The 24236-nt window shown below is 38.3% G+C and carries 30 protein-coding genes and 2 tRNA genes; 13 read left to right on the top strand and 19 right to left on the bottom strand.

Features of this window, described 5'->3' with window-relative positions:
* Positions 1-103: 103 nt before the first annotated feature.
* From B9T19_RS03600 to B9T19_RS03540, 13 genes are all read right to left on the bottom strand, one after another.
* Positions 104-529, bottom strand: a complete 426-nt coding sequence (locus B9T19_RS03600) for a hypothetical protein (RefSeq protein WP_094567202.1) — start codon at positions 527-529, stop codon at positions 104-106.
* The gene (locus B9T19_RS03595; RefSeq protein WP_094567201.1) at positions 522-890 is read right to left on the bottom strand and encodes a RusA family crossover junction endodeoxyribonuclease; all 369 of its coding nucleotides are present in this window, start codon (positions 888-890) and stop codon (positions 522-524) included. Before B9T19_RS03595 ends, B9T19_RS03600 begins: the two co-directional genes overlap by 8 nt.
* Positions 887-1303, bottom strand: a complete 417-nt coding sequence (locus tag B9T19_RS03590; protein ID WP_094567200.1) for a DUF1364 family protein — start codon at positions 1301-1303, stop codon at positions 887-889. The genes B9T19_RS03595 and B9T19_RS03590 overlap by 4 nt, the downstream gene beginning before the upstream one ends.
* Positions 1304-1819 (bottom strand): 3'-5' exonuclease, encoded by a 516-nt coding sequence (locus B9T19_RS03585; protein ID WP_094567199.1) that lies wholly within the window; start codon positions 1817-1819, stop codon positions 1304-1306.
* Positions 1820-2146 carry a hypothetical protein gene (locus B9T19_RS03580; RefSeq protein WP_094567198.1) on the bottom strand — a complete coding sequence of 109 codons (327 nt, stop codon included), beginning with the start codon at positions 2144-2146 and terminating at the stop codon, positions 1820-1822.
* Positions 2147-2944, bottom strand: a complete 798-nt coding sequence (locus B9T19_RS03575; protein ID WP_094567197.1) for a hypothetical protein — start codon at positions 2942-2944, stop codon at positions 2147-2149.
* A gap of 65 nt (positions 2945-3009) precedes the next feature.
* Entirely contained in the window at positions 3010-3144 is a 135-nt protein-coding gene (locus B9T19_RS10895; RefSeq protein WP_094567196.1) for a Com family DNA-binding transcriptional regulator, read from the bottom strand.
* 139 nt (positions 3145-3283) lie between these two features.
* Positions 3284-4000: a phage antirepressor KilAC domain-containing protein gene (locus B9T19_RS03565; RefSeq protein ID WP_094567195.1), complete on the bottom strand. Its 717-nt coding sequence runs from the start codon at positions 3998-4000 to the stop codon at positions 3284-3286.
* A 59-nt stretch (positions 4001-4059) separates the two neighbouring features.
* Positions 4060-4245: a hypothetical protein gene (locus B9T19_RS03560; protein ID WP_094567194.1), complete on the bottom strand. Its 186-nt coding sequence runs from the start codon at positions 4243-4245 to the stop codon at positions 4060-4062.
* Positions 4246-4254: 9 nt separating this feature from the next.
* Entirely contained in the window at positions 4255-4479 is a 225-nt protein-coding gene (locus B9T19_RS03555) for a hypothetical protein (protein WP_094567193.1), read from the bottom strand.
* 2 nt (positions 4480-4481) lie between these two features.
* Complete coding sequence (locus B9T19_RS03550) at positions 4482-5252, bottom strand: ATP-binding protein (RefSeq protein ID WP_094567192.1); 771 nt, start codon at positions 5250-5252, stop codon at positions 4482-4484.
* Positions 5253-5255: 3 nt separating this feature from the next.
* Complete coding sequence (locus tag B9T19_RS03545) at positions 5256-6146, bottom strand: hypothetical protein (RefSeq protein WP_094567191.1); 891 nt, start codon at positions 6144-6146, stop codon at positions 5256-5258.
* Positions 6139-6366, bottom strand: a complete 228-nt coding sequence (locus tag B9T19_RS03540) for a carph-isopro domain-containing protein (protein WP_094567190.1) — start codon at positions 6364-6366, stop codon at positions 6139-6141. The genes B9T19_RS03545 and B9T19_RS03540 overlap by 8 nt, the downstream gene beginning before the upstream one ends.
* Before the next feature lie 165 nt (positions 6367-6531).
* Between B9T19_RS03540 and B9T19_RS03535 the strand changes: the two genes are divergently transcribed.
* The 10 genes from B9T19_RS03535 to B9T19_RS03485 all read left to right on the top strand — a co-directional run bounded on the left by B9T19_RS03535 (position 6532) and on the right by B9T19_RS03485 (position 13079).
* The gene (locus B9T19_RS03535) at positions 6532-7236 is read left to right on the top strand and encodes a helix-turn-helix transcriptional regulator (RefSeq protein WP_094567189.1); all 705 of its coding nucleotides are present in this window, start codon (positions 6532-6534) and stop codon (positions 7234-7236) included.
* Positions 7237-7321: 85 nt separating this feature from the next.
* Positions 7322-8353 (top strand): hypothetical protein, encoded by a 1032-nt coding sequence (locus B9T19_RS03530; protein WP_094567188.1) that lies wholly within the window; start codon positions 7322-7324, stop codon positions 8351-8353.
* Positions 8354-8564: 211 nt separating this feature from the next.
* A complete protein-coding gene (locus B9T19_RS03525) occupies positions 8565-8930 on the top strand; it encodes a helix-turn-helix domain-containing protein (protein WP_094567187.1) in 366 nt (121 codons plus the stop codon).
* A 1-nt stretch (position 8931) separates the two neighbouring features.
* Positions 8932-9450 (top strand): ImmA/IrrE family metallo-endopeptidase, encoded by a 519-nt coding sequence (locus B9T19_RS03520; RefSeq protein WP_094567186.1) that lies wholly within the window; start codon positions 8932-8934, stop codon positions 9448-9450.
* 418 nt (positions 9451-9868) lie between these two features.
* Positions 9869-10564 (top strand): hypothetical protein, encoded by a 696-nt coding sequence (locus B9T19_RS03510; protein WP_094567184.1) that lies wholly within the window; start codon positions 9869-9871, stop codon positions 10562-10564.
* Between the two features lie 137 nt (positions 10565-10701).
* A complete protein-coding gene (locus tag B9T19_RS03505) occupies positions 10702-11031 on the top strand; it encodes a hypothetical protein (protein WP_094567183.1) in 330 nt (109 codons plus the stop codon).
* A gap of 411 nt (positions 11032-11442) precedes the next feature.
* On the top strand, positions 11443-11886 hold the full coding sequence (locus B9T19_RS03500) for a hypothetical protein (RefSeq protein ID WP_094567182.1): 444 nt from the start codon (positions 11443-11445) through the stop codon (positions 11884-11886).
* 14 nt (positions 11887-11900) lie between these two features.
* On the top strand, positions 11901-12140 hold the full coding sequence (locus B9T19_RS03495) for a hypothetical protein (RefSeq protein WP_094567181.1): 240 nt from the start codon (positions 11901-11903) through the stop codon (positions 12138-12140).
* A gap of 12 nt (positions 12141-12152) precedes the next feature.
* A complete protein-coding gene (ssb, locus tag B9T19_RS03490; protein WP_094567180.1) occupies positions 12153-12623 on the top strand; it encodes a single-stranded DNA-binding protein in 471 nt (156 codons plus the stop codon).
* 75 nt (positions 12624-12698) lie between these two features.
* Positions 12699-13079 carry an AlpA family transcriptional regulator gene (locus B9T19_RS03485; RefSeq protein ID WP_094567179.1) on the top strand — a complete coding sequence of 127 codons (381 nt, stop codon included), beginning with the start codon at positions 12699-12701 and terminating at the stop codon, positions 13077-13079.
* Between the two features lie 71 nt (positions 13080-13150).
* On the opposite strand, the gene B9T19_RS03480 is transcribed toward B9T19_RS03485, so the two are convergent.
* Positions 13151-13227: transfer RNA gene (locus tag B9T19_RS03480), tRNA-Met, on the bottom strand.
* 43 nt (positions 13228-13270) lie between these two features.
* Positions 13271-13347, bottom strand: a tRNA-Met gene (locus B9T19_RS03475).
* Between the two features lie 328 nt (positions 13348-13675).
* Here B9T19_RS03475 and B9T19_RS03470 point away from each other — a divergent pair.
* On the top strand, positions 13676-14458 hold the full coding sequence (locus tag B9T19_RS03470; RefSeq protein WP_094567178.1) for a restriction endonuclease: 783 nt from the start codon (positions 13676-13678) through the stop codon (positions 14456-14458).
* A 178-nt stretch (positions 14459-14636) separates the two neighbouring features.
* On the opposite strand, the gene B9T19_RS03465 is transcribed toward B9T19_RS03470, so the two are convergent.
* Positions 14637-15215 (bottom strand): HutD family protein, encoded by a 579-nt coding sequence (locus B9T19_RS03465; RefSeq protein WP_094567177.1) that lies wholly within the window; start codon positions 15213-15215, stop codon positions 14637-14639.
* 368 nt (positions 15216-15583) lie between these two features.
* On the opposite strand from B9T19_RS03465, the gene glmS reads away from it, so the two are divergent.
* Positions 15584-17437, top strand: coding sequence for a glutamine--fructose-6-phosphate transaminase (isomerizing) (gene glmS / locus B9T19_RS03460; RefSeq protein ID WP_094567176.1), 1854 nt, complete (start codon positions 15584-15586; stop codon positions 17435-17437).
* A 194-nt stretch (positions 17438-17631) separates the two neighbouring features.
* On the opposite strand, the gene B9T19_RS03455 is transcribed toward glmS, so the two are convergent.
* From B9T19_RS03455 to B9T19_RS03440, 3 genes are all read right to left on the bottom strand, one after another.
* The gene (locus B9T19_RS03455; protein WP_094567175.1) at positions 17632-18978 is read right to left on the bottom strand and encodes a nucleobase:cation symporter-2 family protein; all 1347 of its coding nucleotides are present in this window, start codon (positions 18976-18978) and stop codon (positions 17632-17634) included.
* Positions 18979-19369: 391 nt separating this feature from the next.
* Positions 19370-20533: a hypothetical protein gene (locus B9T19_RS03445; protein ID WP_094567173.1), complete on the bottom strand. Its 1164-nt coding sequence runs from the start codon at positions 20531-20533 to the stop codon at positions 19370-19372.
* 177 nt (positions 20534-20710) lie between these two features.
* The gene (locus tag B9T19_RS03440; RefSeq protein ID WP_094567172.1) at positions 20711-21010 is read right to left on the bottom strand and encodes a lipopolysaccharide assembly protein LapA domain-containing protein; all 300 of its coding nucleotides are present in this window, start codon (positions 21008-21010) and stop codon (positions 20711-20713) included.
* Positions 21011-22166: 1156 nt separating this feature from the next.
* Here B9T19_RS03440 and B9T19_RS03435 point away from each other — a divergent pair.
* A complete protein-coding gene (locus B9T19_RS03435) occupies positions 22167-24191 on the top strand; it encodes a hypothetical protein (RefSeq protein WP_094567171.1) in 2025 nt (674 codons plus the stop codon).
* Positions 24192-24236: the final 45 nt, after the last annotated feature.

The raw sequence follows: 24236 nt of genomic DNA, 5'->3' as shown, positions 1-24236 counted from the left end.
ACTTCCTTTACAAATAAAATAAAAAACCAATATAACAATATCATAATATAAAGTTAATATAGCTTCTTATATCAATAAAATACTCTTTTATAAATATTAAAAACTATCTCCGCCCCATTCTTTGTTCTATCTCCACAATATCCTGTATCAAGTAATACATATCCAACTTATGAGCAAATTCATTAATTGCTGCCGAATACTCGTTATGATCAAACTTGCCGAGTCTCTTACATAATCCTCTTACTGTCTCCCCCTCTTTTCTTTCAAGATAAAACTGCTGAAGAATGTCCCTGTGTTTCAGGCTGATTTTATTGTTAGGATCTCTTCTCATAGAAAGAAATACGAAAGTTGCATCTTGAGCTAAACGATCCTGTTCTACCCCATCTGGCAAACGGCTACCATTCGCTTCCCCACGTATCTCACCAATACGCGCAATAGAACTTCTCTTTGGAAAGCCATCTGTATTGAGTTTCCAATATGCCCAAGCCTCTAATACTGCTTTTGCTTGATTTAGATCTCTTCTACTCACTGCCACCCTCCTCTACAACAATCTTCCCTATTTCACCCCAGATCTTTGTTGCTCTAACATCCCACACATGCGCGTCATCATCATAGATCGCATCCAAAAGAGCTTTTACAAGATTATCTACATCTGGTTTCTGTTGATGCGGTTTTCCTAAATATTCCGCCTTTTTCTTCTTTGCCCAAGACTTCGGCACAGGCATTACAAATGTTATATGCGCGCCCTTCTCCGGCACCTTTACTCGCTTAAGCCTGACCTCTTCTTTAAATGCCCAATAACGCGCAGTTGATGGTCTAGTTTTCCATCGATCGGATCTAGTCATACGAGGCTTTGGAACTGGCACAATGTCATAGATCTTTCTACTCATGCCATCCCCCTATTCTTTCGTTTCCGCGTCACATCATTTGCACAAACGATCGGAAGCGATTTCACTAATAAAAAAAGCGTACGCGCCACACCATCCATTAAGTAAACGCGCATCGCGGGATTACTTTCAGTTTTTCGATGGCAACTTGAACATGACCATGCAAAAATTGGATCTGGTGCTTTGAATCCCATTCCTGTATTGCCGGCAATCCGAACATGTGCGCGTTGATCTCCAAAACCCTGGCAGTCATCTAATCGAATCATGCACGGAACATTGCCATCTAGTAGCCATTGCCGAAGATCTGGAAGCGCAATTGCTTGCATACTTTGCATAAGAATTTCTGTCGCAGTATCGATGTACTTTGGATCGTCGATAACACTCTGCAGAAGCTCTTTAATCTCTTTCCTAGTCATCTACAGCTCAACTCCATACTGATTCGCAATCGCAATCAAATGATTGGCTTGTGATTTCGCATCATCTAATGCATTGTGATGAATACCGAGCCTTTCTAACTCAATATCTGAAAAGAGATTCTTTATCGTGCGATAACAGCGATCATTGTAAAAAGCCCATGGAGTATTCATATAGAGTCGCTTATATGCACTTGCGAGAATCGTATTATCAAAGCCGACACCATTTCCCCAGACTTTTGCATCCGGAGCACAAAACTCCCGAAATTCTATTAATACATCGCGCAAAGGCTTCTGATTCGTTAATAGAGAGCTACGCGCATATTCATTCTGTTGAAACCACCATTTAAGTGTCTCCCCACAAACTGTTCCGCCGGCCAGTAATGATGAATCAAAATCGATATTACGATAAAACTCTCTCCCAAGACCTTGCTTATCAAAGTAGACCGCTCCAATCGATATGATTGCTGCATTTGATGAACTACCTAATGTTTCAATATCCAACATGATGTTTTTCATTTATAAACGCTCCCCTGTTATCTCTACAATCCCATCACCAAGCTCTATCATTCGATGAACTTTGATTCTGTATTTCGATAGCTGTCTTAGTCTTCCCGGCAGTCTTTCTTTTGCCGATAGATTGACTCTTCTCATCCTTACGCCCGCTTCATGCATTCCGCCCCGAGGAGGCTGATTGCTGATCTCTTTCACTGCATCGTTATATGCGATCTTTCTTGCTTGCTCTTCGATATATTGATCGACATCTTCCGGCGATAAACCTTGGATGCTCTGAATTAAACGATAAGGATCTGAACCGATCCTTACCTTCATTTTTACCTTTCCCATCTACTCCCTCATATTGATCAAATATAAGTGCTCATAAATTCTGTTAGTGCCGATACTCGTTGAGAACTCTTTGCGCTCAATCTTCTCTGGAGGAAAGACTTCTAATAACGAATCTGTTTCGCTTTTAGGACTTGAGAAAAATAGTACCGGCTGATCATGGATCTCCTTTATTAACTCCACACAATCTTTCAGTCTGAAATCTCCCCCTTTTGAGACATATCCTTTTTGATTGGTCATGATGTATGGCGGATCTGCAATGAATAGAATGTTTTCTTTGCCTCTATATTCGGCAAGCAACTCCCTAAAATCACAACTTCTTCTCTCCACGCCTTGTAAGTAACCATCAGCATTTAATGGTGTTTTTACTACCTGGTAATACCAGGTTCTCCCCATCAGATCGTCATAGTCATGCGCGTAATTCCCGGCAAATAGTAACCAACTCGATACAGTGATCCAATCGACGCGCCCAAACTCTTTTAAATGTTGATCAATCAACACCTTGAGCTCTTCCCTTTGCAGATCATTAACCCGCTGATGCTTTTTAATATCTGCTCTATACAATCTCTTTCTTAACGCTTCAGTCTCTGCAATCATTTCGAGTCGTTTCTTAAAATTGTCGTAATCATTCCAGATCACCTGAATATCTCGATTGTGATACTTAATAGCATGTGAGATAAGACCACTACCGCCGAAGAGATCGATAACCGTCTTATTTGAAAAATCGATCTGCTCTAGCACTCTTAACCAGTTACGCTTTTGCCCTAAAAATGGGAGCGGTGACTTTGAATATCTCTTCATGAATAAACCTCAAAAAGACACTCAAAGGCGTTCTAGTTAAGGCATTCATGATGCTCTGGTTTTACTTAATTTTTAGTGATGTTAATAACATTAATTGCCTTACATCGAGGGCACTTAATCTCTAAAACAATCACATCCCCTTCACACAATTTCTTATTGCATCTAACACATCTTATTTCTGAAATTTTCCTATTTTTCATAAGTTACCTGTCAATGTACTAATATTGACGTCCCTGCAGGGACAGCCTTGCATTCTGCGCAATGCTTGGGTAACAAGCTCGTTTTGTTACTGCCTCTTTTAGATGCGCCAACATTTAAAAGAGGCGCTGTTTTACTCTTTTAAGCCTCTTGAATATCATTAAATTCATGCCACTTTTCAGTAATCCAACTAACACCTTTAGGGGTAAATAAGAAGTTACTAAAGGTCTTGCCGTTAGGAGCGATTCCTGTTTTATGCTCAAATCGCTTTGTTGCCAAATGAGGCTCATAGACAACCCAATTGCCATTCAAGCGATACATGATCTTTTCACTCACTAAAAATGCTCTAAAATCAGCTTCTCTAGCACCTAAGAGTTTGCAAACCTCTCTAAACGTCATCAATCCATGTCCTTGAACATATCGCTCAACAAACTCTGCTTTGGGCTTAAGCTCTTCCAGTTTCTGATATGCAATTTGATTCGCTTCAACTTGATCTGCCCATGCACGTGCTGCCTCTGCCGGATCTGTAAAATCAGGAAGTTTTGGCTTTTTCGATTCCTTTTCCAACTCTGCCCATCGATCAACAAGACGAGCAGTAAATTGGGGAGATAGACGCGCCACGACGACAATCGAATCTCGCTTTCCCTTTTCACCTGAAAAAACCAAAACGTCCGTAAGTCTTCTGCGTCCTAAATTGTCATAAGAACGTTCAACCACCATTGGTGGACGGACGATAATGCCCATATCGGCTAATCTTTCAATCGATCTTTTAACTGAATCATGACGACTGCCGGTAAGTTCTGAAATTTCTAATGAGGTCATGGTGATCTCTTGATTTTGTAATGTGAGGTTAAACATCTAAGCCTCCTCCTTACGCCCACCATAAGTGGGTCTATCATTTTTGACGGGGAACTTACTCATGCGATACGCTCCCCATCTTTGTAAAAATGAGACTCAAAGTCTCCACCAACTGGATAGGACAACCCACTATCAACATCTATAAAAACATCTCCCTTCTCGTTTACAAGAAGATTCTCAGACAAAGAATCAGGCGCATACTCTTGACGCTCTACATCCCAGAACTTAATCGTTATCTTGTTCATTACGACCTCCTAGTGAATATCTTTCGGCACTGGCGTTTTGATTGAGCGAATCTTAAAATCAACAGCCTGATCATCTGATAGCTCAATTGAAATATCTCTCATATCGATTAGGTCGGCAGTTGCGGCTGCTGCAATAATTAACTTTCTTACAAAATTAACCATTCCTAAAGGGCCATCCTCTTTAATAACTTGAGATCCAATATCCATTAATTGTTTTTCTATCTTGCAACTCATCTCTAAGCTCCCTTGCGATAATCCTTCCAATCAAAAACTAGTGTTAATCCGTCGTGTTGTATCCGACTCGCAATTCGTAATCCAACTGTCTTCGTAAAGTGATCAAGATCTAAGTTGGAAATCATAATTGTGGGCTTCATCTCTTCATAGCGACTGTTAATGATGTCGAATAAGATATTGCGCTCATTGTCACTTCCTGCCTGAACACCCACCTCGTCGATAATTAAAAGATCTACTGAACGATAGACATCCAACAGCTTCTCTTCTCCCCCAGACTGGCCCCATCGATCTCGCATAGAACGAATAATTTGATTCACTGATCGAAAGATCGTGTCATAGCCTTCCAAGGCAATCTTGTTCGCAACTGCCGATGCCAAGTGTGTCTTTCCTGTCCCTACACCACCAAGCAAAAGAACTGGCGTTCCCATCTCTAGATGGTTTGAAAAATGTTTAGCAAAATCTAATAACGCGCCCTTAATAACGCTCTGCTGTTTGTTGACAACTTGAAAATTATCAAAACTACATCTTTGAAAACGTTTCGCTATTCCATCAAGCCCACCCAATCTTGCGCGTTTGCGGGATTCCTCAGCACATTGAGGGCATTGGGGTATTCCTCTTAACTCTAATCCTCTTCTCTCAGAACTCACATATTCGCCATGAATGTCGCAATAGTCATAGGTATCAGCAACCCATTCTTTCTCTTTCAGGGGATCGATCTTCTCTGGTTTAACGCGATCCAAGTAGTGATTGATGTCGATTAATGCCTGTGCCATAACTTACCTCCGATCTGTCTCATTGCTGAAATCGAAATTGGGAATCACATTTTCTCCATAATTTCCTGAACCAAACTCATTCGTTTGGCAATCATCATCAGGATCTGGATCGTAATTACCCTCATACACTTTTTGAAAGTTACTCGGACCGATAAACCAATCAAGCGTCATCCTCCAACGTTTTCCAGTTTTAGGATTAACAACTTTCCCTGAGAGCAGATCACTATTGGGAATCTTATCGATCGCTTCATAAAGCGCATCAAGTCCATATTCACTGATACGCGCCTTAATCGATCTATCTCGTGGACTTCCAGGAATGATGCTTTTAATTTTTCTCGGTGCGACGGCATTCCATTTTTTGATCAGCTCATTACGATCATAAGAAAGAGAGTCTCTTGTAGAAGAATCTATTGTGGAAGAGTCTTTGTTAGGACATTTTGTCTTACCACCTCTGGACATTTTGTCCGTCCCCTCTCCGTCATTTTGTCCTACCCCTCTAGGACAATTTGTCCCACCCCCTTGCAATAAGGGAGTATTGACTTCAGCTACGTATTCGGTAAGATCATCAAATAGCTGCGTAGGCTTAATGAAATAGAAAGTTCCTCTAACACCTTTCTTTTCATGCGTGACATGCGAGTCTAATAAATTTGCTTTACGCAGCTTACTAAATATTCTTTGTACTGTTTTTAATGAACCAAGTATTGGTACAAACTTATGTAATTGAGTTTGGTTCACCCAAATATATCGATCTCCATTTATCATCAAACTTTCAACTGAAGCAGAAGCGTACATATCTTTAATGACGCTCATTACTAGCGCGTCATTATTATCTAATCCCGCCTCAATCAATTTTTTCTGCTGAAATCCATGGATCGTAAACTTTACTCTACCCATTTGATTCCCTCTTTAAGTTTTTCAAACGTTCATAATAATCAACCCAAATTTTCTCTTTAGGTATTCCCGTTACTGCCTCAATAATTTCAGCATGAACAATGGGAGGAACCTTTAATCCTCTTGATCTCCAATGTAAGACTGCAGGTCTTGTTATTCCCAGAGCTTCTGCAAGCGCTCTTGCTCCTCCTGCCTTTTCAATAATCTCTTCAATAGAAACCATATTTTTCCTCACGTCATAGAGAATAAAAATTAATTACGTCGATTATTGTTACCTATGTAATATTACAAGTCAAATAAAACACCCCTAATTGTTACTTATGTACATTGCTAGTTGTTACTGATGTAACTAGACTAATAATAAAGAGTAACAATAGAAGGAAAGATTATGCTTAGAGAGAGACTATTAAAGATCCGTAAGGAAAAAGGACTTTCTAGAGAGAAGCTTGCAGAGATGGCAGGAGTATCTACATCAACAATTACATTTCTAGAAAATGGGAGAAATGAAAGCTCTAAGTTTTTAGTAGAAATCGCAAATGCTTTAGGTGTATCTGCAGAATGGCTAAAAGATGGTACAGAACAAGGGAAATCTGTCGATATAAAACATAAGTCCCAAGATTCTAATGTTAGAAACAATGAAACATTAGGCATTGATCCATGGGATGATGAAACCCCTCTACAGCCCCATGAAATAGAGGTTCCCTACTTTAAGAATATTCATCTATCAGCTGGAGATGGATGTTTTGCATTAGAAGATTACTCTAGGAAAAAGCTAAGGTTCAGTAAATATACTCTAAAAAATAGAGGCGTTAGCCCTGAATCTGCAGCATGCGTTATAGCCACCGGGGATAGTATGGAGCCAGTTATCCCTGACAATTGTACCGTTGCAGTAGATATGTCAGATACAGAGATCAAAGATGGCAAAATTTACGCTATCAATAACGACGGATTATTACAGGTTAAAATTTTAAGATGGGTTTCTGGTAACGAGATATCGATAGAATCATACAATCCGAGCTATAAACCAATCATTAAGCGTCTTGAAGATATTACCGTGCTAGGTCGTGTTTTTTGGTATTCGGTATTGCTTTAACCCAAAATCGCTGTATTAAATTATATTTATAATCACCTTTTCGCTATCAAGTCTTACATTCAAATATTTATAAAGGATGACTCCTATGACATCAAATAGTGGCATGCAAGATATTAATAACATATACACTTTGCTTGAAAATATAAAAAATATAGATGATATTAATATCTCGGTGGATGACCTTATTAAAGAAATTAAAGCCATGCGTCCACTATTTAAGCTCACATTATCCGGAGATGAATATGATCAAACGATTCCTTACAATCTATCAACCACTTTAGTAGATCTACAAAAAATAATTTATAGATCCTATGCCCTAGTCGCTTACGGCTCACCTAATATAGGGAGACTTACAGATCATGATAAGCATCGACTAGACATGCCATTCCGGATAGATAAAGGAAGTAGTCAAATAACATTTGACTTGACAACTCTCCTGGTGGGAATAATTACAGAGATATTAAATATCATGACACCTGTGCAAATATTTATACTTGCAATAATCATTATTGCATCATGGACATCCAAATATATGTATCAAAAATATTTAGATTCCAAAAAAGATGAACGAGAATCTGCTTATAAAGATAAACAGCTTGATATTTTTGCTGAAATGTCTAAAGACAAAGACCTTGTAATTCAACAGTTAACTGAAACTATAGATAAGTTAGCTAAACATGACCCTACAATTTACTCATTACACCAATTAAACACTGAAGAATTACCTGAAATTATCTTAAAAGCATCAACTCAAGCTGAGTCCACAAACTTTAATGGGATCACACTCAATAAAGAGGAAGCCAATCAATTAGTAAAAAAAGACAATAAAACTTACATGCCTTTCGATGAAGAGTGGTGCGTAAAAATTTTAGGAATAAGCACTACCAAAGATAGTACTGACAATAGCTCAGAATGGAAACTTAAAGTTTATGTTACCTCTATCAATCAAGATCTAATAATAACTGCCCCTTTTTCCTCTCTGCATGAGAAAAATAAAAGTACCCTGCTAATGCAATCTTTACTACAAAAGTCTGATGTCAAAATCAGAGTAGCTGGTCGGAAAAATAAAGAAAGCTCTGTATACAAAGAGCTAGAACTTAAAGATGTGATACTTTAATTAATCCTACTCATCTTAATGAATTAACCGCCAATCGGCGGTTTTTTTTATTAGGTTTTTTTATTAATAGATACTAAAAACTGCCTAAAAAATAAAAACAACTAACATGTTGACATTCACACCATATACATGATAGCCTTACTTTCAGTTAACCAGATTGGTAAATTAATAAATCAATTTAGTTAACGTTTATTAATTAAGGAGTATATATATGAGAATTACTGAGTTTGGACGCATTGTAAGAAAATCTCGGTTACACATAGGTGTCTCATTGAAAGAAATGGCCGATACCTTAGGAGTATCATCAGCTTTTTTGAGTGGGCTAGAAACAGGAAGAAAAAAAATACCGAGCACATGGACAGAAAATATAAGCAAATATTTTAACGATCATGGTTTAGATATTGGTGATCAATTAGCTAAATATGCTGATATTGCCAATGAAAGTGTCGACATTAAAGACTTACCTTTCTCTCATCAACTATTGATCTCAGGATTTGCAAAATCAAACTTTACACAAAAAGAACTTGAAGAAATAGCAGGCTTAATGGAAAGACTAAATAACCAAAAGGAGAAGTAATTTGAATGAATCAAATCAAGAAGAATACTCTTTATTGGGGCATCGAGTGACCCCTTTAGATCGAAAAACTATCAGTAGGTATATAGATAACCTATTAGGAAAAGATGTCTTAAATATAGACGTGACTCTTCCCCCTGAAAAGATTATTTCAAATATAATTGACACGCTATCTGATAAATTCAGTATAACGATATCTATAGAAGAAAATCATACGTGGAATTTTCTCACTGCTGGCATAGCAGATACAGAAACTATGACCGCGTATATACCTGAGTCCATATACGAAGGTGTATGCAAAGAAGATTATGACTCTATACATACAGTCTTACATGAAATAGGACATCTTCTACTTTTTCATAAACCGGTCCTTCACGATGAAAAAAGTGCGAAGCCAACAAAGGAAGAAGATGCCGAATGGCAAGCAAATACGTTTGCAGATATTTTTATGGAAAAAGTTTTTTCTTGGAAGTTAAAAGGCTATCAGTACTCGATAGACTTTTACTGGACAACAGATTATTAAGATCAAATTTATGAATATTATTTTTAAAGAGAAAAAAAGCCAACGATATAAGCGCATCGTTAGCTTCTTACCCCAACATTGTTACATGATGGTTTATGTGAGAGTAAACATAGTACAGTGTTTGGTTAAGTTTTTCAACAGCGCCTTTTTGATAAAGGAGTTTGTGATGAAAAATCCAAACAAACTAAAAGTCCCTAAAGGGCATCGACTTATCTTTAGAGCATCTAAAAAAGATAAGAATGGAAACACAATTTATGCAAAGGACTATGGATTACGAGGGTTTCCAATCGTAATACCGAGATGATATAACTACCCTTTTAAAAAGCCTTATAGAGCAATCTATAAGGTTTTTTTAATCGCCAATGCTTAAAGCAAATGGAATAAAACAAGTATCAACTATTACCAGTAGGAGAATATTATGACGGAAACTAAAACTTGCTATATGTGCGATAATATTGGAACAACTAGAGAGCATATACCGCCTAAATGCTTATTCCCTGAATATTCAGACAATACTATTCAAGGCAATAATCACAGAAAAAATTTAATTACGGTCCCGTCCTGTGAGGAACATAACAATGCTAAATCTAATAACGATGAGTATTTAAGAGATATTTTATCAATGACACTCTCAGCTAACTCTACAGGACTAGCAATACTAAAGAGTAAAACCTCTAGAAGCTTTAATCGCAGCCCTAAACGCATAGCAGAATTAAAAAAAAGCGCTATTCCTGTTATTTTAACCAATCTTGAATCACAAAAAACTATGCATGTGTTTGGTGTCAAAATAAATAGAGCTCGACTAATTAACACACTAGAAATGTGTTTTAGAGGATTATACTATCATGAATATAATGAAAAATTTAATGGTGATATTGGTATTATTCCTCTTTTCTTAATCGATGATGAAGATCAAGAGTATAACAATAAATTAAACAACTACGAATCACTTATACATGAATTTTTCCTTTCAGTTAAACAAGAATACAGCGATTATTCTGGAGAAAATCCTGATGTTTTTAAATATTATTTTTATAAGATAGACCAAGAAAATTTGATTTTAGATGTGCTATTTTATCAAAATCTTAGAATCATAAGTAAATTTAAGAGATAAATACTTAATTTAAACCGCCAATCGGCGGTTTTTTTATGCTCCTCAAAAATATTGTTACATATGTATTGATTTAAATTGTTACTTATGTAATATTTATAGCTACTTAAGAAACTTTCAGTTTTAACAGGAGCTAAAATATGAAAATCTTACAAGCAATCAGGAAAATCATCCAACGTCGATTAGAGAACAAACGCATCGCTAAAGATAAACGTCTTTATAGAGAGATAGAAATCGCCAAAGCCCACGTAGGCTTCTCTCTCGAGCAAATCAGAGATGTAATTGCACATGAAGAGCAAAAGCTTGCGCGTATGTCATTTTTCAACACGCGCAGAAAGCATCAACAAATCTTAGTTGCAGGACTTCATAGCGCAAAGCGACTTATCAATAACCGTCAAAAAAGCTATGAGAGACAATCAACAATCGCTAACGCGCCGAAGATCACTTTAGAGAGAAAATGGGTGGCATAAATGAGAGAGGGATACAGAACAATACTAGAGTCAGAAGATCCTAAAGGCTTCACCTGTAGAGTTTGTGGTAGGTCTTATAAAGAGGAAGAACAAGCTCAAGATTGTTGCAATCATGTCATCTACTCTTGCGCTATATGTGGTAACAATCATGACTCAGAAAATGAAGCAGAAGCATGTTGCGAACATGTCAAAATCAGTGCAAGCAACTCTATAAAAATCTATCAATGCAACTGGTGTTACAGAAAACACGTAACGCAAATTACAGCAAAAAAATGTTGCCCTGAACGCAACTATAAATGTTCTAACTGTGGTGAGTTATTCACTATTCAGCAATTTATGAATAATGAAATCTGCTCATGTGAAAGAAGAATTCATCAAGTGATTCTGTTTTAGTTTTAATCGGAGTAACAAATGAATAAAGATACAAAGACTAATGAAACTCAAGAACAAAAACTCAACTTTCATGATCTTATCGATGCTGCAATGCAAGCTTATAAAGATGGTTTTTTAACAAGCGTTGAACTCAATAACTTAGGTATCAATGCAACCGTAAAGCCAGGGACTAGCACTATCGAAGCGTTCTTTAATAGTAAGAACTCAAATTTCACTAAAAGAATCCAGTTTCTAAAATCATTTTATAAAGAAACTTTCATCATTAAATCAGAATCTGATATCAAGCGTATCGATACAACATCAGCAGAAATAGAGTACCTGAATGGCTTTAAATTTAAGGTTAAAGCAAAAAGTAGCTGTGGGAAAGCAATTGTCTATCAACACAAGCATCACGGACTCATCAAAATTTGTATTAACGAATTAAGAGGTGCAACAGTCACCCAAAAGAAAATATTTCATTAAAAGGAGGCTTATCAATGTCAATGACCGATAGCAGAGATAGAACCTCTTACTGGATCAACAATACAGTTAAAAATCACCTCCGAGAAAATGGATGCCTGCTAAACCGTTTAAGCAAAAAAAGAAATGGGCTCTTCATTTATCAGATCATCGACCAGAGAGGCAATATTTTAGCTGAGATAGATCGAATTCGAATGGAATTAGATTGGAAGAGAAACAAACTACAAGATTATATTGATAGAAAGTCATCTTTTTAGATGAGGACAGATATGGCACGAGGAATCAATAAAGTTATTTTAATTGGCCGACTCGGCAATGATCCTGATGTTCGTTATACAGCTACCGGAACTGCTGTGACCACTATCTCATTAGCAACATCAGAAAGTTGGAGAGATCGAAATACCGGCGAACCACAACAAAGAACAGAATGGCACCGTGTAATCTTTTTTGGCCGTAGAGCTGAAACTGCCGGGCAATACCTGAAAAAAGGAAGCCAAATTTATGTGGAAGGCTCAATTCGAACCAATAGATATACCGATAAAAATGGCATCGAACGCTACTCAAAAGAGATCCATGTTAATGAGATGCAGATGCTTGGAAATGGAGGCAGTCCATCCAACCCAGCAAATCAACATGTCGATGACCAATCAATGGTAGGAGATTATTTTGGTCACCCCCATCAAAATAAAATATCTCAAAATACAGATTTTGATGTTGAGGATGATGACCTGCCCTTCTAAAAATAAACTACCCAATCAAATCTCTCTAAAAAAGTAATTTCATATTGAATAAGCTAAGAATCTGGAGGTACAACAATGAGCTTGCATGGTTTTCTACACTATTTTGAAAATGAGCATCGGTTAGCCCAAAACAATCAAGAGATGCTCGAAAAAATATTAGATAAAGTTACAATCCTGGAAAACATGATTAAATCCCAAGAAAGTAAAATTTCTGGCTACTACACCGTAAAAGAATTAGCTGAAAAACTCAATATAAGCGTTTCAACAATCTATAGTGAAATTAAAAAAGACCACTTCCCTAAACAAGTAAAAATTGGAGAAAGAGCTTCCGGGTGGTGCAAAAAAGAATTTGCAGCTTGGATGGCAATTAATACTAAAAAAGGAAGAAATTATATAGAGCGCAAAAAATGGTCAAATATCTACACTGAAAGATATGGTGTAAAAAATAAAAACTAAAGGTATAAAAAAAGGTATAAACTTTTTTTGAAGCAATAAGAAAAGCCCACTAAAAAGTGGGCTTTTTGTGTTGGTGGACATGAGTGGAGTTGAACCACTGACCCCAGCATTATGAGTGCTGTGCTCTAACCAACTGAGCTACATGTCCTAATTTTTTGTGGCCTTAAAATTACTATTTAAAACCACTGGTTTGGTGGACATAGGTAGATTCGAACTACCGACCCCAGCATTATGAGTGCTGTGCTCTAACCAACTGAGCTATATGTCCTGAACTAGAAAGGAATTCTATATAGTATCACGATATCTGTCAACACTATCTTTATAATTGCGCACTAATTAAACGGGATCTTCTCTTTTCACCATTATCTTTCCTCTTTACCCCTCTCCCGCTTTATTGCTAGCAACGCTCTTTGTAACAGCTCTATCAAATTCCTTTCTTAAATTCTTCCTTAATCCTTCCTTAAATTTAATAAAAATCACTTTTTCAAGTCCGATTTTATCTTTTTTGAGATTAATCAGATAATCTTATGGTAGAATAATCTCTCTTAAGCTAGTTTAAATCAAGGTTTGCGCAGAAAAGTAGAAAATTAATAACGATGAAGTGCGCATTTACAATATCAAAATATTTTTTTGGCTATATCACAATGCCATTGATTACCCTTTCGGTTTTAACCCTAATGGGGCTCTCCCTTATTCACTCTGAAAATCATTGGGTTGCTTATCTTGGCGTTCTCTACTTTACGCTTCTTCTACTGATCCCTATTGTCAGTATCGGTCGCTGGCTCTACCTCTCCGCATCAGAAGCTTTTATGATTACGACCGCTTGGGCCGGATTTCTGCTCTATATTGCGCTCTTTCGCCATGTTAATCCACTCTATCCAAGTATTATGGCGCTTATCCCTATCATTCCTACATTTAAAGCAATCGGCGATCTTGTTTTACGAATGGGTAGAAAAATTATCTCACTCAATATCTTCCGTCGAGAATATGAGAAAGATCGACGCACTGCGAGCTATACCTTAGAGGAGATCGATCAGATGGATGGGGAGAAATTTGAACATTATGTTGCTAACCTTCTCCATCTCTATCAATTTAAAAAGATTCGCGTCTCCCCTTATAGTAATGATAAGGGGCTCGATGTCTATGCTGAACATGAGAAGCTCAAATATGGTTTTCAATGTAAAAGATGGAGCCGAAACGTTCCTCTCTCTGCTATTCAAGAGATCTATACAGCGAAAGATCTCTATGAGCTTGATCGTATTATTGTGATTACCAATAGTGGTTTTACTAAAGCGGCTATTGAGGCGGCGATTAAGCTTGATGTGATCTTAATCGATCGAAAGCGTCTAGGTGAGATGATTCGCTATCTACAACCATAAAGGTAAAATCCAGATAGAAAAAAGCTACAACATCTAAAGATATTGCAGCTCTAACTTATTCTTATCGATTAATCTTATCCATTGATAAGAGTTACGCGGTCAGTCTTACATTTTTTAATTAAAATCATTCATAAAAACTGCTGCTAAAAACCTTAAAATGAATCCCTTAAATACGCAACTACTTATACCAAACTTCGGTAATTAACATCGATGTTGTTGGATCGGCACTCTCAAAAACGAGATCAGCGCCATCATGCTTCTTAAACAGGACGGAATCATATTCAGCAAGGTAAACCACTTCCCCTTCAAAAATAAGATTACAACCTTTGAAAACAGTGACTAAAGTAAAGTCCCCTTTACGGTTATAGACCTCTTCTTTCTTTAACGTCACGCAGGAAAGCTCATGCTCTACCGCGGCATCACGACTCATCACGTTATAATCTAAAACGGGACCATCAGCACTTAACACTTCCGCATGATCACCGCCATCAAAGGTCACAATAGGCCCTTGATAAGAGAGTGTCTGTTTTGTTTCTCCCAATTTGAGCTCGGCACTCTTTCCTGAGAGAACGCTTAAGCTTCTAGAGACGCCTGGATAGTGAGAAAAATGACCTGGGAAGATGATAGCGGCAGCACTCACACGCCACTCAAAATTACTAAGGTCCGCATCTAATGGCCAAATAACAATTTGACGGGTTGTCCCTAACCCGTTTTTCCAAGGCTCTTCAATAAGTGTGCTGTATTTTATAAGTTCCATAATTTTCTTAAGCTCTCTCAATCTAGATTAAATATCTTCTCATCTTTTGAAAAGGTCTATACATCTAATAGATCTCAATAATAGGGACTTTTCCCCGCTATTGCAAAAGATATCCCGAAGAATATGATCTCCTTCCCTCTAATAGCTTAAATTTTTATCGTTTATTGCGCCTTCTTCTCTATAGATCCCTCTACTATTTTAGCTCTATTTGGCTCTTTGCCCTCTCTCAACCATACTCGAGCAGTAAAAAAGTGTTAGTTTTTAAAAATTTTAATTAGAAATTATCCTGCTTTCCCTCTAAAATACGCTCTTTAATAGATATTTATAGATATTTAATACAGTAATAACATTTAATAAAAGGGCGAACAATGTGCGGAATTTTTGGAATCATTAGTCAGCAAAAGAATATCCTTCCCACCCTATTAAACGGCTTAGAACAGCTCGAATACCGAGGTTACGATTCTGTCGGTATCGCCTTTTTAGACAAAAATGATTTAAAACGACTCAGAGCTGTAGGTCGTGTTGAAAATCTGCTCCAAGAAGCCTCTCCTTATGAGAGTTCTATCGGCATCGGCCATACTCGCTGGGCAACACACGGGGGCGTCTCTATCGAAAATGCTCATCCTCATCAATCGAGTCATTTAATGATTGTCCACAATGGGATTATTGATGGTTATGATGAACATAAACAACGCCTTCAAAGTATCGGTTATCACTTTGAGTCAGAGACAGATACGGAAGTATTAGCGCACCTTTTACATGAATCCTCCACAAAACATGATTCGCTCTTAGAAGCAGTAAAGCATGTTATCGCAACTATTAGCGGTAATTATGCATTTTTAGTTTTAGACCAAAACAATCCTAATGAACTGATCGCAACTGCTCAAGGATGCCCTTTAATCATCGGATTAGGAAAAGAGAGCCACTACATCGCCTCCGACATTGCGGCGATAATCTCAGAGACAAATCGTCTTCTCTATTTAGAGAAGGGGGATCTTGCTATCTTACGTGCCGGTGGTGAACCGACGCTCTTTAATTACCAAGGAGAAGCACTCTCTTCTGAGGAGATTACAGATAAAATTAAAATTTCCGATCTCACATTAGAGAAGCTCGATATCGGCACATATCAACACTTTATGCTCAAAGAGATCTTCGAACAGCCAGTCGTCTTGGAAAATACAATGGCGAAAACAATGGCAGATGCAGATCACTCACCTTTCTCCCCAACACTTTTTGGAGAAAAGGCGATCAAACTCTTCCCTCAAATCCAGCGAATCCAGATTCTTGCGTGTGGGACTTCCTACTTTGCCGGCTTAGTCGCAAAATATTGGTTTGAGGAGATTGCCAAAATCCCAACACTTGTAGAGATCTCCAGTGAATATCGTTACCGCACACCGATTGTTGAAGAGAACACGCTAGTGATAACCATCTCTCAATCGGGTGAGACATTAGATACAATCGAAGCGCTGAAACATGCATTAGAGCTTGGCGCAATGAGTTCGCTCTCTATCTGTAATGTCAAAGAGAGCGTACTGCCCCGTATGAGTGATTGTTACTTCTATACCGAAGCAGGAATCGAGGTGGGCGTTGCTTCTACAAAAGCCTTTACAACACAGCTCATGAGCCTCTTTATATTGGCCAATAGCATTGCCATAAGCCAGGAAAAGCTCTCTTCCAAAGAGGCGAAGAATAATCTGCAGATGATGCGGGAATTACCGGCGATGATTATTCAGAGCTTTAATTGCCAAGAACTTGCAAGTCAATGGGGAACACTCTTCTTAGAAGCAACTAGCGCACTCTATTTAGGTCGCGGGATTCATTACCCCATAGCAGCTGAAGGTGCATTGAAGCTTAAAGAGATCAGCTATATTCATGCAGAAGCTTATCCATCAGGAGAGTTGAAGCATGGGCCGCTTGCACTTGTCGATGATCAGATGCCTATTATCGCTCTTCTCCCAGATGATGCCCTCTTTGAAAAGGTCCGCGCCAATCTTCATGAGGTTTTAGCGCGTAAAGGTCAACTCTTTATTATTACCGATAGCAAGGTGCCACTAGATGATCTCAAAGGTGCCCATATTATGCATCTACCTGAAGTGAGTGATCTTCTAAGCCCTATCCTCTTTACCATCCCGATCCAACTAATCGCTTATTATGCGGCACTACAACGAGGAGAGGATATCGATAAACCGAGAAATCTCGCTAAATCACTCACTGTCGAGTAGTTTATCTTTATAATTTGATAAAATGCAGTTGTAAAAAGGCGAAAGCCAGTGAGATTCATGAATCCTCATACTTTCGCCTTTACTGTTAAATCTCATTAAATCTTAAAGAGTGATTAAATCCGATCAAACCTAATCAAGTCAGATCAAACTCAATCGAGTAAGTTTGGCCGGCATTGGTCGCTACTGGAGATCGATTAAGCTTCTGCCTCATCATCCGCTACAATCTCTCTTCCGGGAAGAATAAGATTTAAGATCAAAGCTGAGAGCGAACCGACGGTAATACCTGATTTAAAGATTACCTGAACAAACTCAGGAAGTGCATTTAACACCTCTGGGCGCATCGTTACCATCAAGCCTAATCCCAATGAGACAGAGATGACTAAGCCATTACGTTTATTGATCTCAACACGTCCTAAAACTTGAATCCCGGCAGCGATAATCATCGCAAACATCATTAATCCCGCACCCCCTAAGACAGGAAGAGGGATCGAAACAACTAATGCACCGAAGATAGGAAAGATGCCGGCAAAGAGAAGTAAAATTCCTGCCATTGCAACCACAAAACGACTTGCAACGCCTGTTAAAGAGATGATGCCGATATTTTGTGCAAAGGTTGAAAAAGGCGTCGTGGACATTAAAGCAGCAAGCGCTGACCCTAATCCTTCACATAAGATTCCTGCCTTCATCCGTTTACCGGTTACTTTAGTCTGCGTTGCTTCACCTAGTGCGAGGAAGTTTCCACTCGATTCAACAATCGTTACAAGATAAGCGATACTCATTCCGATAATGCCGGAGATTGGAAAGGCAAAACCATATTCAAAGAGCGATGGAAGCGCGAAAACTTTAGCAGACTCAACACCTGAGAAATCGACTAAACCTAGTTCATAGCCAAAGCCCTTCTCTAAAATAATCACCACCAAATAGCCAACGATCATTCCGATCACTATTGATGCAGATGCTAAAATACCCTTTCCCCACTGCGTCAAAGCAATCACCACAAAGAGCACAAAGAAAGCAACTAAAAGATTAGGGCCTGAAGCATATTGTGGAGAGCCCACCTGCCCGCCGGCAAACCAATCTAACCCTACAGGAAGAAGACTTAAACCGATCATTGCAACCACTGTACCGGTGACAACAGGTGGAAAGAGTTTACGAATTTGTGGCATAAAGAAGCTGCCAATAATCATCACTAAAGAAGCAACTAATGAAGATCCTAAAATCCCGGCAACACCATATTCGCTATTACCGATTGCGATAGCTGATGCTACGAAGGTGAAACTTGTCCCCATTACAGCCGGCAATTTAAGCCCGATAGGACCAATTCCTCGAGATTGAACAAAGGTAACTGCACCAGAAACTAAGAGCGCGGCATTCACTAAGGCCACTTTTTCGGCACTAGGAAGGCCTAAGGCGCTACCGATCACTAAGGGAACAGCGATAATACCGCCGAGTGCAGCAAGTAGGTGCTGAGCGGCAAGGAGGAGTGAGATTGAAAAGGGAGGTCGATCTTCAAGATGGTATAACAGATTATCTTCTTTCATTAGAGGTCTCTCAAGAGTAATAAAAAAGCGGTACAACTAGAGAGGCTGCCCTATTATAGCGATGAAACAAGAGCAGAAAGATCGTATCTATAATGACCCTTCTGTAAAGTTACCTAGCAGTAATAGTCCTCAAAATAATATCGATATTAATCATTGTTGATATTATCCAAGGTTAGAGATTATCGTGATTCGAGATTCGAGATTAGAGATTCAATATCAGCCTCATCTATTACGCGCACATTATACACCTCTTTTTCGAAAAGAGAGCCTAATTCAGGTGCTTAATTCATCTTTACATAAAGATAAGGAGAAAAAGAATAAGCTATACAATCACCTCCCTCAAAGTGCTGTTTTAAAATTAGTCGCTCTTTGAGTAAAAGAGAGGCAAAATTTAAGCGGAACCGTGATGTTTAACTTTTAACGCGACGATATCTTCTACCGGCATAGAGCGATTCCACTCAAAGCAACTTGGGCAACTCCACTGTAAGGTCTTTGTCGTATAGCCACAAGAATCACACTGAAACTGCGCATAACGATCGAGCATCTCCTGAAATGTTTGATCGATCAATCGCGCAGATTCACTCTCTTGACAATATTTTTGTAGTTGATTGAGAATTGTTAGCCCCAATAAATTAGGATCTCGCTTGAGAGATGATTGTAGATAATTGATCCCCGCCTCAAATGATTGATGCAAAATAAGGTAATGCGTCTTCCAAACCTTTAACATAATATGGTGATTTTTAGCGATCACCGCTTCTAACCAAGTGAGAAAATCTTCTTCTCGACTTTGTAGATGGTAGAGTTCATAAACGATCGGAACAATAAGTGGAATCAGCTTAATCTCTTGTCGCTCAATCTCCAATAATGTCTCTAAGGCTAAGGCATATTGCTCATATTGATAGAGGCCATAAGCTCGAATCAAAGTTGCTCTAACACAGTTTTTATCTGCCTTATAAGCTTTATCGAGCCACAGCATCACGCGCTCTAACCCTGTTGCACTCTTCTCTGCCAATGCTTCTTCCGCTAATTCACAATAGAGATGTGCCATCTCTGCTTTTAAAAGAGGTGTGAGCGACTCCATCTGCTCGAGCATCGCAATACTCTGCAACCATTCTCGTTGCTGCTTATAGATCTTTGTTAACTTGAGGAGAGCAAGATCTCGATACTCTGCCGACTCAAGAAGTTGACGAAGTGTACTCTCGGCACGATCAAGCATGCCGGCAGCAAGATAATCTTCCGCTAAAGAGAGATAGACCTTCTCCGTTAATGCTTTCGTAGGAGCTTCCTTAATCAAGTATTCATGAAGATTGATCGCTTTATCGATCTCTCCTCGTTTTCTAAAAAGATCCCCTAACATCAGGCTAAATCGTAAGTTATCAGCATCGAAATCTGGAGGGAGCGTTAGTAACGATTCATCGACCTCCTGACTCTCTTCAATAAAGTAGCGGAGATTGAGATAACGGAGCATCTTCTGCTTTTTGACGTTATCTCGCTTCGCTGCAAGCCAGCCAATCAGTAAGCCTAATGGTAGAAGTAACCAGATATATTCAAGCATAATTAAATTGCAACAATGACTCCCCTATCACGATCATGGTAGGGGAATCTGCTTATCGAAGAGGCTCTTTTTTGTAGAGAGGTTGTGGCGCTTATACCGATTACTCTAGAAATCAAAATCGCTCTGCTCCTCTAAAAACTGATCCATCTCACTCATGCTCTATTAAAGCTCTATTGATTAAAGTACATGCGTTTTACGCTTTAACTCTGCATTCTCTCTTTCAAGCTTCTTCACAGAGCTTTTCAGGGAGAGATGTTGGAAGAGTCGAGAAACATTGAGCAATGCAAGAACAGCGATTGTAAAAATCGCCCCCACAATAAAGACAATACAGATAAAGAGGGAGGTATTAATTGTTGCTTCACCTAACAGATAATTGAAGGTGACATCACTATGACGATTCACATAGAAAATGATAAACATTACCGCAAAAATCAGTAACCAAATCGCCAATTTCAACCAAAAGTAGATTCGCTTCATACTCTTATCAATCCTTTCCCATAAGTCGTTCCGGAGCCCGGAATGGTAGATACTGTTGTAGACACTATATATTCAAATACGAGCTTTTCATTCTACCCTTATCGTGCTAAATTATAAAGCGTTATCAAAGATTGAAGTTGAGTGTCACATCTATCGATTGCAGGTGGCGATAAATAGAGCGCTATAAAGCAGATCAAGTATGAATAATATCTATACCAGATATAACACTTAAATAGAGACTGCTTAAAATAGCAACCGCACGCTTAAAGCATAAGATCTATTATAGAATCTCCTATAGATTAGATTAAATGACATTATAGATAACGATGTTACGATCTATTACTTTGACACCATTAATATCCATAAACATAGACAGGGATAGAAGATAGAGATATAAACTTGATAGCGAAATATAATGCTTGATCTAGCGCTTCACCTATCGATTTATAGAGAGATTTTATATCGTTATCGATTTACAATACTCATTCAATCGTCATATTATAAAATCACTACTCCAATGAGAAGATTTATTAAGTGGTCTCGATCCTTAAATGCTACAAAATTAAAGCAAGTTTATAAGCATTGAGAAGAGAGCTAAAAAACTTAAAATGTGAAATAACTCAAGGTTAAATAGCTCAAACGATAGAGCTCAAACTAAAACTAAATAAAAATTAAGTACAAATAATAACGTTGCTTCCCCATTAAATGGCAGGCATCGATCTCAAAAAGAGAATTACAGAACTTTAAGCAATTTAGAAGTCTATTTTGAAAGAATTGTTAAAAGAGTTTTGAGTAAAAATTTAAAGAATTTAAAAAAAATTTTAAAAAATTTAAACAGTAGAGAGCTGTAGTGCCTTATTGGTCGATATCTTGTTCTTCATCAAAATTAATCGCATCAACATCGGTGTTGATCAAGATTAAAGTTGACCAAGGTTAAAGCAAGCTCTTAAGAGTAAGTGTATGGTTTATTGCAGAATCTAAAGAAAAAGAAGAAGTTTGATTCTCTCCTATATTGATACATATTAAATACCTAGTTGGTAGATACTTAATGGATACTTAAGATAGATATTTAAGTCCTATTAGGGACCTAAATGACAACTACAACTACAATCACAATTAAAATTACAACCACAAAGACAACTTAGAAAAAGATTATATGAATTCGACACAAGAGACGATATTATCACGTTGGAACACCTTCTCTGTCAGAGGAAAGTCCCTATTAGAGCAGAAAGCCCCTTTAGAGGTAGAAGAGATTCTTCCACCTTCGGTTATCTTGGTTCAACTCTCTCGACTCTTCACTCTGAAGTTACTCACGAGCGGTTTAATTATTACTCGCTCTATCAGTGATACCATCTTCCTTAAGCTCTTTCTTGAAGCACTCGATCCTAAACTGAGCGTCAACACACTATTTCCAAAAGATGCGGATAAGCCTATCAATATCTCAGCTTCTGATCTCATTATCGCGCCCTATACTCTCTTCTCACTCGATGCGATGCGCAGACAACCCTTCAATCCAGCAAACTTCGACTGTATCATTGTCGATCAAGCAGTACCGATTGCACTTATCGATGATCTCTTCTTCCTCGAAGAACAAAATCGCAGTTATCTCATCGAAAGTTTTGAAAATCATCCTTCCTATTTTCTAGCTACCTGTTTTTCTGAAATTAGCGAGCCGATCTTAGCCTCTCTTCCGAAGGAAAAAATAGAAAAAGCCGTTAATATCAATATTATCAATGTTCCTAATAGCCAGGTAGAAGTTGTAACTAAAGCTAAAGCTAATAACGATATTGATGTTGATATTGAAGAGATAGCATCAGCAACAGCAGAGACTAGACCTTCATCGAATACAAAACCTGCAGCTAAGAAAGGGATGAAAATTAGTCTTAGTAGCCATAAAAAGGAAGAGAGCAAAGAAGAGGTAAAAGAAGTAAAAGAAGTAAAAGAAGAGATAAAAGAGAAAGCAAAGAAAGAGACTCAAAAAGACGCAGAGTCGACCGCTTCAAAAGAGCAACAGAGTACAGGTGGCACCTTTATTGCAATGGTTCCCAGAAATTTACAGCGTCAATATATTCGTGATTATATCCGAGAACATAATCTTCAAGATGTATTAGTGATCACCCACAATCGACAATCAGCTCGCCTATTAGAGAAATATCTCTATCGTGCGCGTATTCGTAGCCGTATTGTGCATGAAAAGATCGATGATGAAACAGCCAATAGTCTCTTTGATCGCTATCATGAAGGGCAATTTAACACCTTGATTTTAATGCATCGTGTCGTTCAAGATTTTGCGGATAAGATTACAAAATGTGATGCCGTCTTCTTCCTCGATTTTCCTACTGTTTATGCTGAATATGAGGAGCGCTTACAGTTTGTTCAGCAAAAATTTAACCCACAACACTTTATCTCGATCGCTTCTGAAAATGACCAGGTATGGGTCGATGCACTCTTTGAAGAGTACCCCGACCTTCATCTTCCTATCGAAATGGTCGATATCAAACCACCAAAGCGTCAAAGCCGTGGAGAGAGTAATCGAAATAACAATCATCGAGAGAATCGTGATGGTAGAGACCAACGCAATCGCCGAGATCATAGAGCACGCACCTCTAAAAATAATCCTGCTCCTGAAGCCACTGAAGAGCACGAGGCAAAAGTAGCCGAAAATAGAGTAGAGTCACAATCTCAAACCACCAATAATATTGAAGAGAATGCTCAAGAGAATACCCAGAGCGCTCAAAATAGTACACGTGAAGAACGAACACCACGCCGTGGACGTGTTAAGCGTCAAGAACGCGTCAAACGTGAAGTCAAGCCGCGCACAGCTCGTCGTCGCCGGGATGATCGAGAGAATCAACCAACACCTTCCGCTCAATCGGCGCCAAAAGGTGAGAGCCAAAGCGATTTCTTCAGCAATAATCACGATGAGATCGTCAATAAAAATCGACTCCCCTTTGAGTCAGGCTCATTTGAAGCAAATATCGCGCGGGAAAATCGTAGAAGAAATCGCGATCCTTTCGGCGTTCCAGGGGGATTAGGTCAATCATCAGATGGTAATTTTATCCAAAATTTAACCCAAGGATTGAGCCCTAATACTAATCAGACACCCAACTCAAATACCTCGACCAATAATCGCCGAGGTAGAAATAATCGACCAAGAACACGTGGTAGAAAGAAATAGAGATTAAGAAATAGAGATTAAAAAATAGATCAAAAACAGAGGTTT

Origin of the sequence: Ignatzschineria sp. F8392, assembly GCF_002252045.1 — a bacterium.
Taxonomy (GTDB): Bacteria; Pseudomonadota; Gammaproteobacteria; order Cardiobacteriales; family Wohlfahrtiimonadaceae; genus Ignatzschineria.
This window is presented reverse-complemented; position numbering and strand designations above follow the sequence as displayed.

Excerpts from the sequence above, each read along its gene's own strand:
- B9T19_RS03565 (WP_094567195.1), bottom strand. The coding sequence starts at position 4,000 with ATGTTTAACCTCACATTACAAAATCAAGAGATCACCATGACCTCATTA.
- B9T19_RS03590 (WP_094567200.1), bottom strand. The coding sequence starts at position 1,303 with ATGACTAGGAAAGAGATTAAAGAGCTTCTGCAGAGTGTTATCGACGAT.
- ssb (WP_094567180.1), top strand. The coding sequence starts at position 12,153 with ATGGCACGAGGAATCAATAAAGTTATTTTAATTGGCCGACTCGGCAAT.
- B9T19_RS03575 (WP_094567197.1), bottom strand. The coding sequence starts at position 2,944 with ATGAAGAGATATTCAAAGTCACCGCTCCCATTTTTAGGGCAAAAGCGT.
- B9T19_RS03505 (WP_094567183.1), top strand. The coding sequence starts at position 10,702 with ATGAAAATCTTACAAGCAATCAGGAAAATCATCCAACGTCGATTAGAG.
- B9T19_RS03555 (WP_094567193.1), bottom strand. The coding sequence starts at position 4,479 with ATGAGTTGCAAGATAGAAAAACAATTAATGGATATTGGATCTCAAGTT.
- B9T19_RS03595 (WP_094567201.1), bottom strand. The coding sequence starts at position 890 with ATGAGTAGAAAGATCTATGACATTGTGCCAGTTCCAAAGCCTCGTATG.
- B9T19_RS03550 (WP_094567192.1), bottom strand. The coding sequence starts at position 5,252 with ATGGCACAGGCATTAATCGACATCAATCACTACTTGGATCGCGTTAAA.
- B9T19_RS10895 (WP_094567196.1), bottom strand. The coding sequence starts at position 3,144 with ATGAAAAATAGGAAAATTTCAGAAATAAGATGTGTTAGATGCAATAAG.
- B9T19_RS03540 (WP_094567190.1), bottom strand. The coding sequence starts at position 6,366 with ATGGTTTCTATTGAAGAGATTATTGAAAAGGCAGGAGGAGCAAGAGCG.
- B9T19_RS03510 (WP_094567184.1), top strand. The coding sequence starts at position 9,869 with ATGACGGAAACTAAAACTTGCTATATGTGCGATAATATTGGAACAACT.
- B9T19_RS03485 (WP_094567179.1), top strand. The coding sequence starts at position 12,699 with ATGAGCTTGCATGGTTTTCTACACTATTTTGAAAATGAGCATCGGTTA.
- B9T19_RS03545 (WP_094567191.1), bottom strand. The coding sequence starts at position 6,146 with ATGGGTAGAGTAAAGTTTACGATCCATGGATTTCAGCAGAAAAAATTG.
- B9T19_RS03535 (WP_094567189.1), top strand. The coding sequence starts at position 6,532 with ATGCTTAGAGAGAGACTATTAAAGATCCGTAAGGAAAAAGGACTTTCT.
- B9T19_RS03440 (WP_094567172.1), bottom strand. The coding sequence starts at position 21,010 with ATGAAGCGAATCTACTTTTGGTTGAAATTGGCGATTTGGTTACTGATT.
- B9T19_RS03500 (WP_094567182.1), top strand. The coding sequence starts at position 11,443 with ATGAATAAAGATACAAAGACTAATGAAACTCAAGAACAAAAACTCAAC.
- B9T19_RS03465 (WP_094567177.1), bottom strand. The coding sequence starts at position 15,215 with ATGGAACTTATAAAATACAGCACACTTATTGAAGAGCCTTGGAAAAAC.
- B9T19_RS03585 (WP_094567199.1), bottom strand. The coding sequence starts at position 1,819 with ATGAAAAACATCATGTTGGATATTGAAACATTAGGTAGTTCATCAAAT.
- B9T19_RS03495 (WP_094567181.1), top strand. The coding sequence starts at position 11,901 with ATGTCAATGACCGATAGCAGAGATAGAACCTCTTACTGGATCAACAAT.
- B9T19_RS03455 (WP_094567175.1), bottom strand. The coding sequence starts at position 18,978 with ATGAAAGAAGATAATCTGTTATACCATCTTGAAGATCGACCTCCCTTT.
- B9T19_RS03525 (WP_094567187.1), top strand. The coding sequence starts at position 8,565 with ATGAGAATTACTGAGTTTGGACGCATTGTAAGAAAATCTCGGTTACAC.
- B9T19_RS03580 (WP_094567198.1), bottom strand. The coding sequence starts at position 2,146 with ATGGGAAAGGTAAAAATGAAGGTAAGGATCGGTTCAGATCCTTATCGT.
- B9T19_RS03435 (WP_094567171.1), top strand. The coding sequence starts at position 22,167 with ATGAATTCGACACAAGAGACGATATTATCACGTTGGAACACCTTCTCT.
- B9T19_RS03445 (WP_094567173.1), bottom strand. The coding sequence starts at position 20,533 with ATGCTTGAATATATCTGGTTACTTCTACCATTAGGCTTACTGATTGGC.
- B9T19_RS03560 (WP_094567194.1), bottom strand. The coding sequence starts at position 4,245 with ATGAACAAGATAACGATTAAGTTCTGGGATGTAGAGCGTCAAGAGTAT.
- glmS (WP_094567176.1), top strand. The coding sequence starts at position 15,584 with ATGTGCGGAATTTTTGGAATCATTAGTCAGCAAAAGAATATCCTTCCC.
- B9T19_RS03470 (WP_094567178.1), top strand. The coding sequence starts at position 13,676 with ATGAAGTGCGCATTTACAATATCAAAATATTTTTTTGGCTATATCACA.
- B9T19_RS03530 (WP_094567188.1), top strand. The coding sequence starts at position 7,322 with ATGACATCAAATAGTGGCATGCAAGATATTAATAACATATACACTTTG.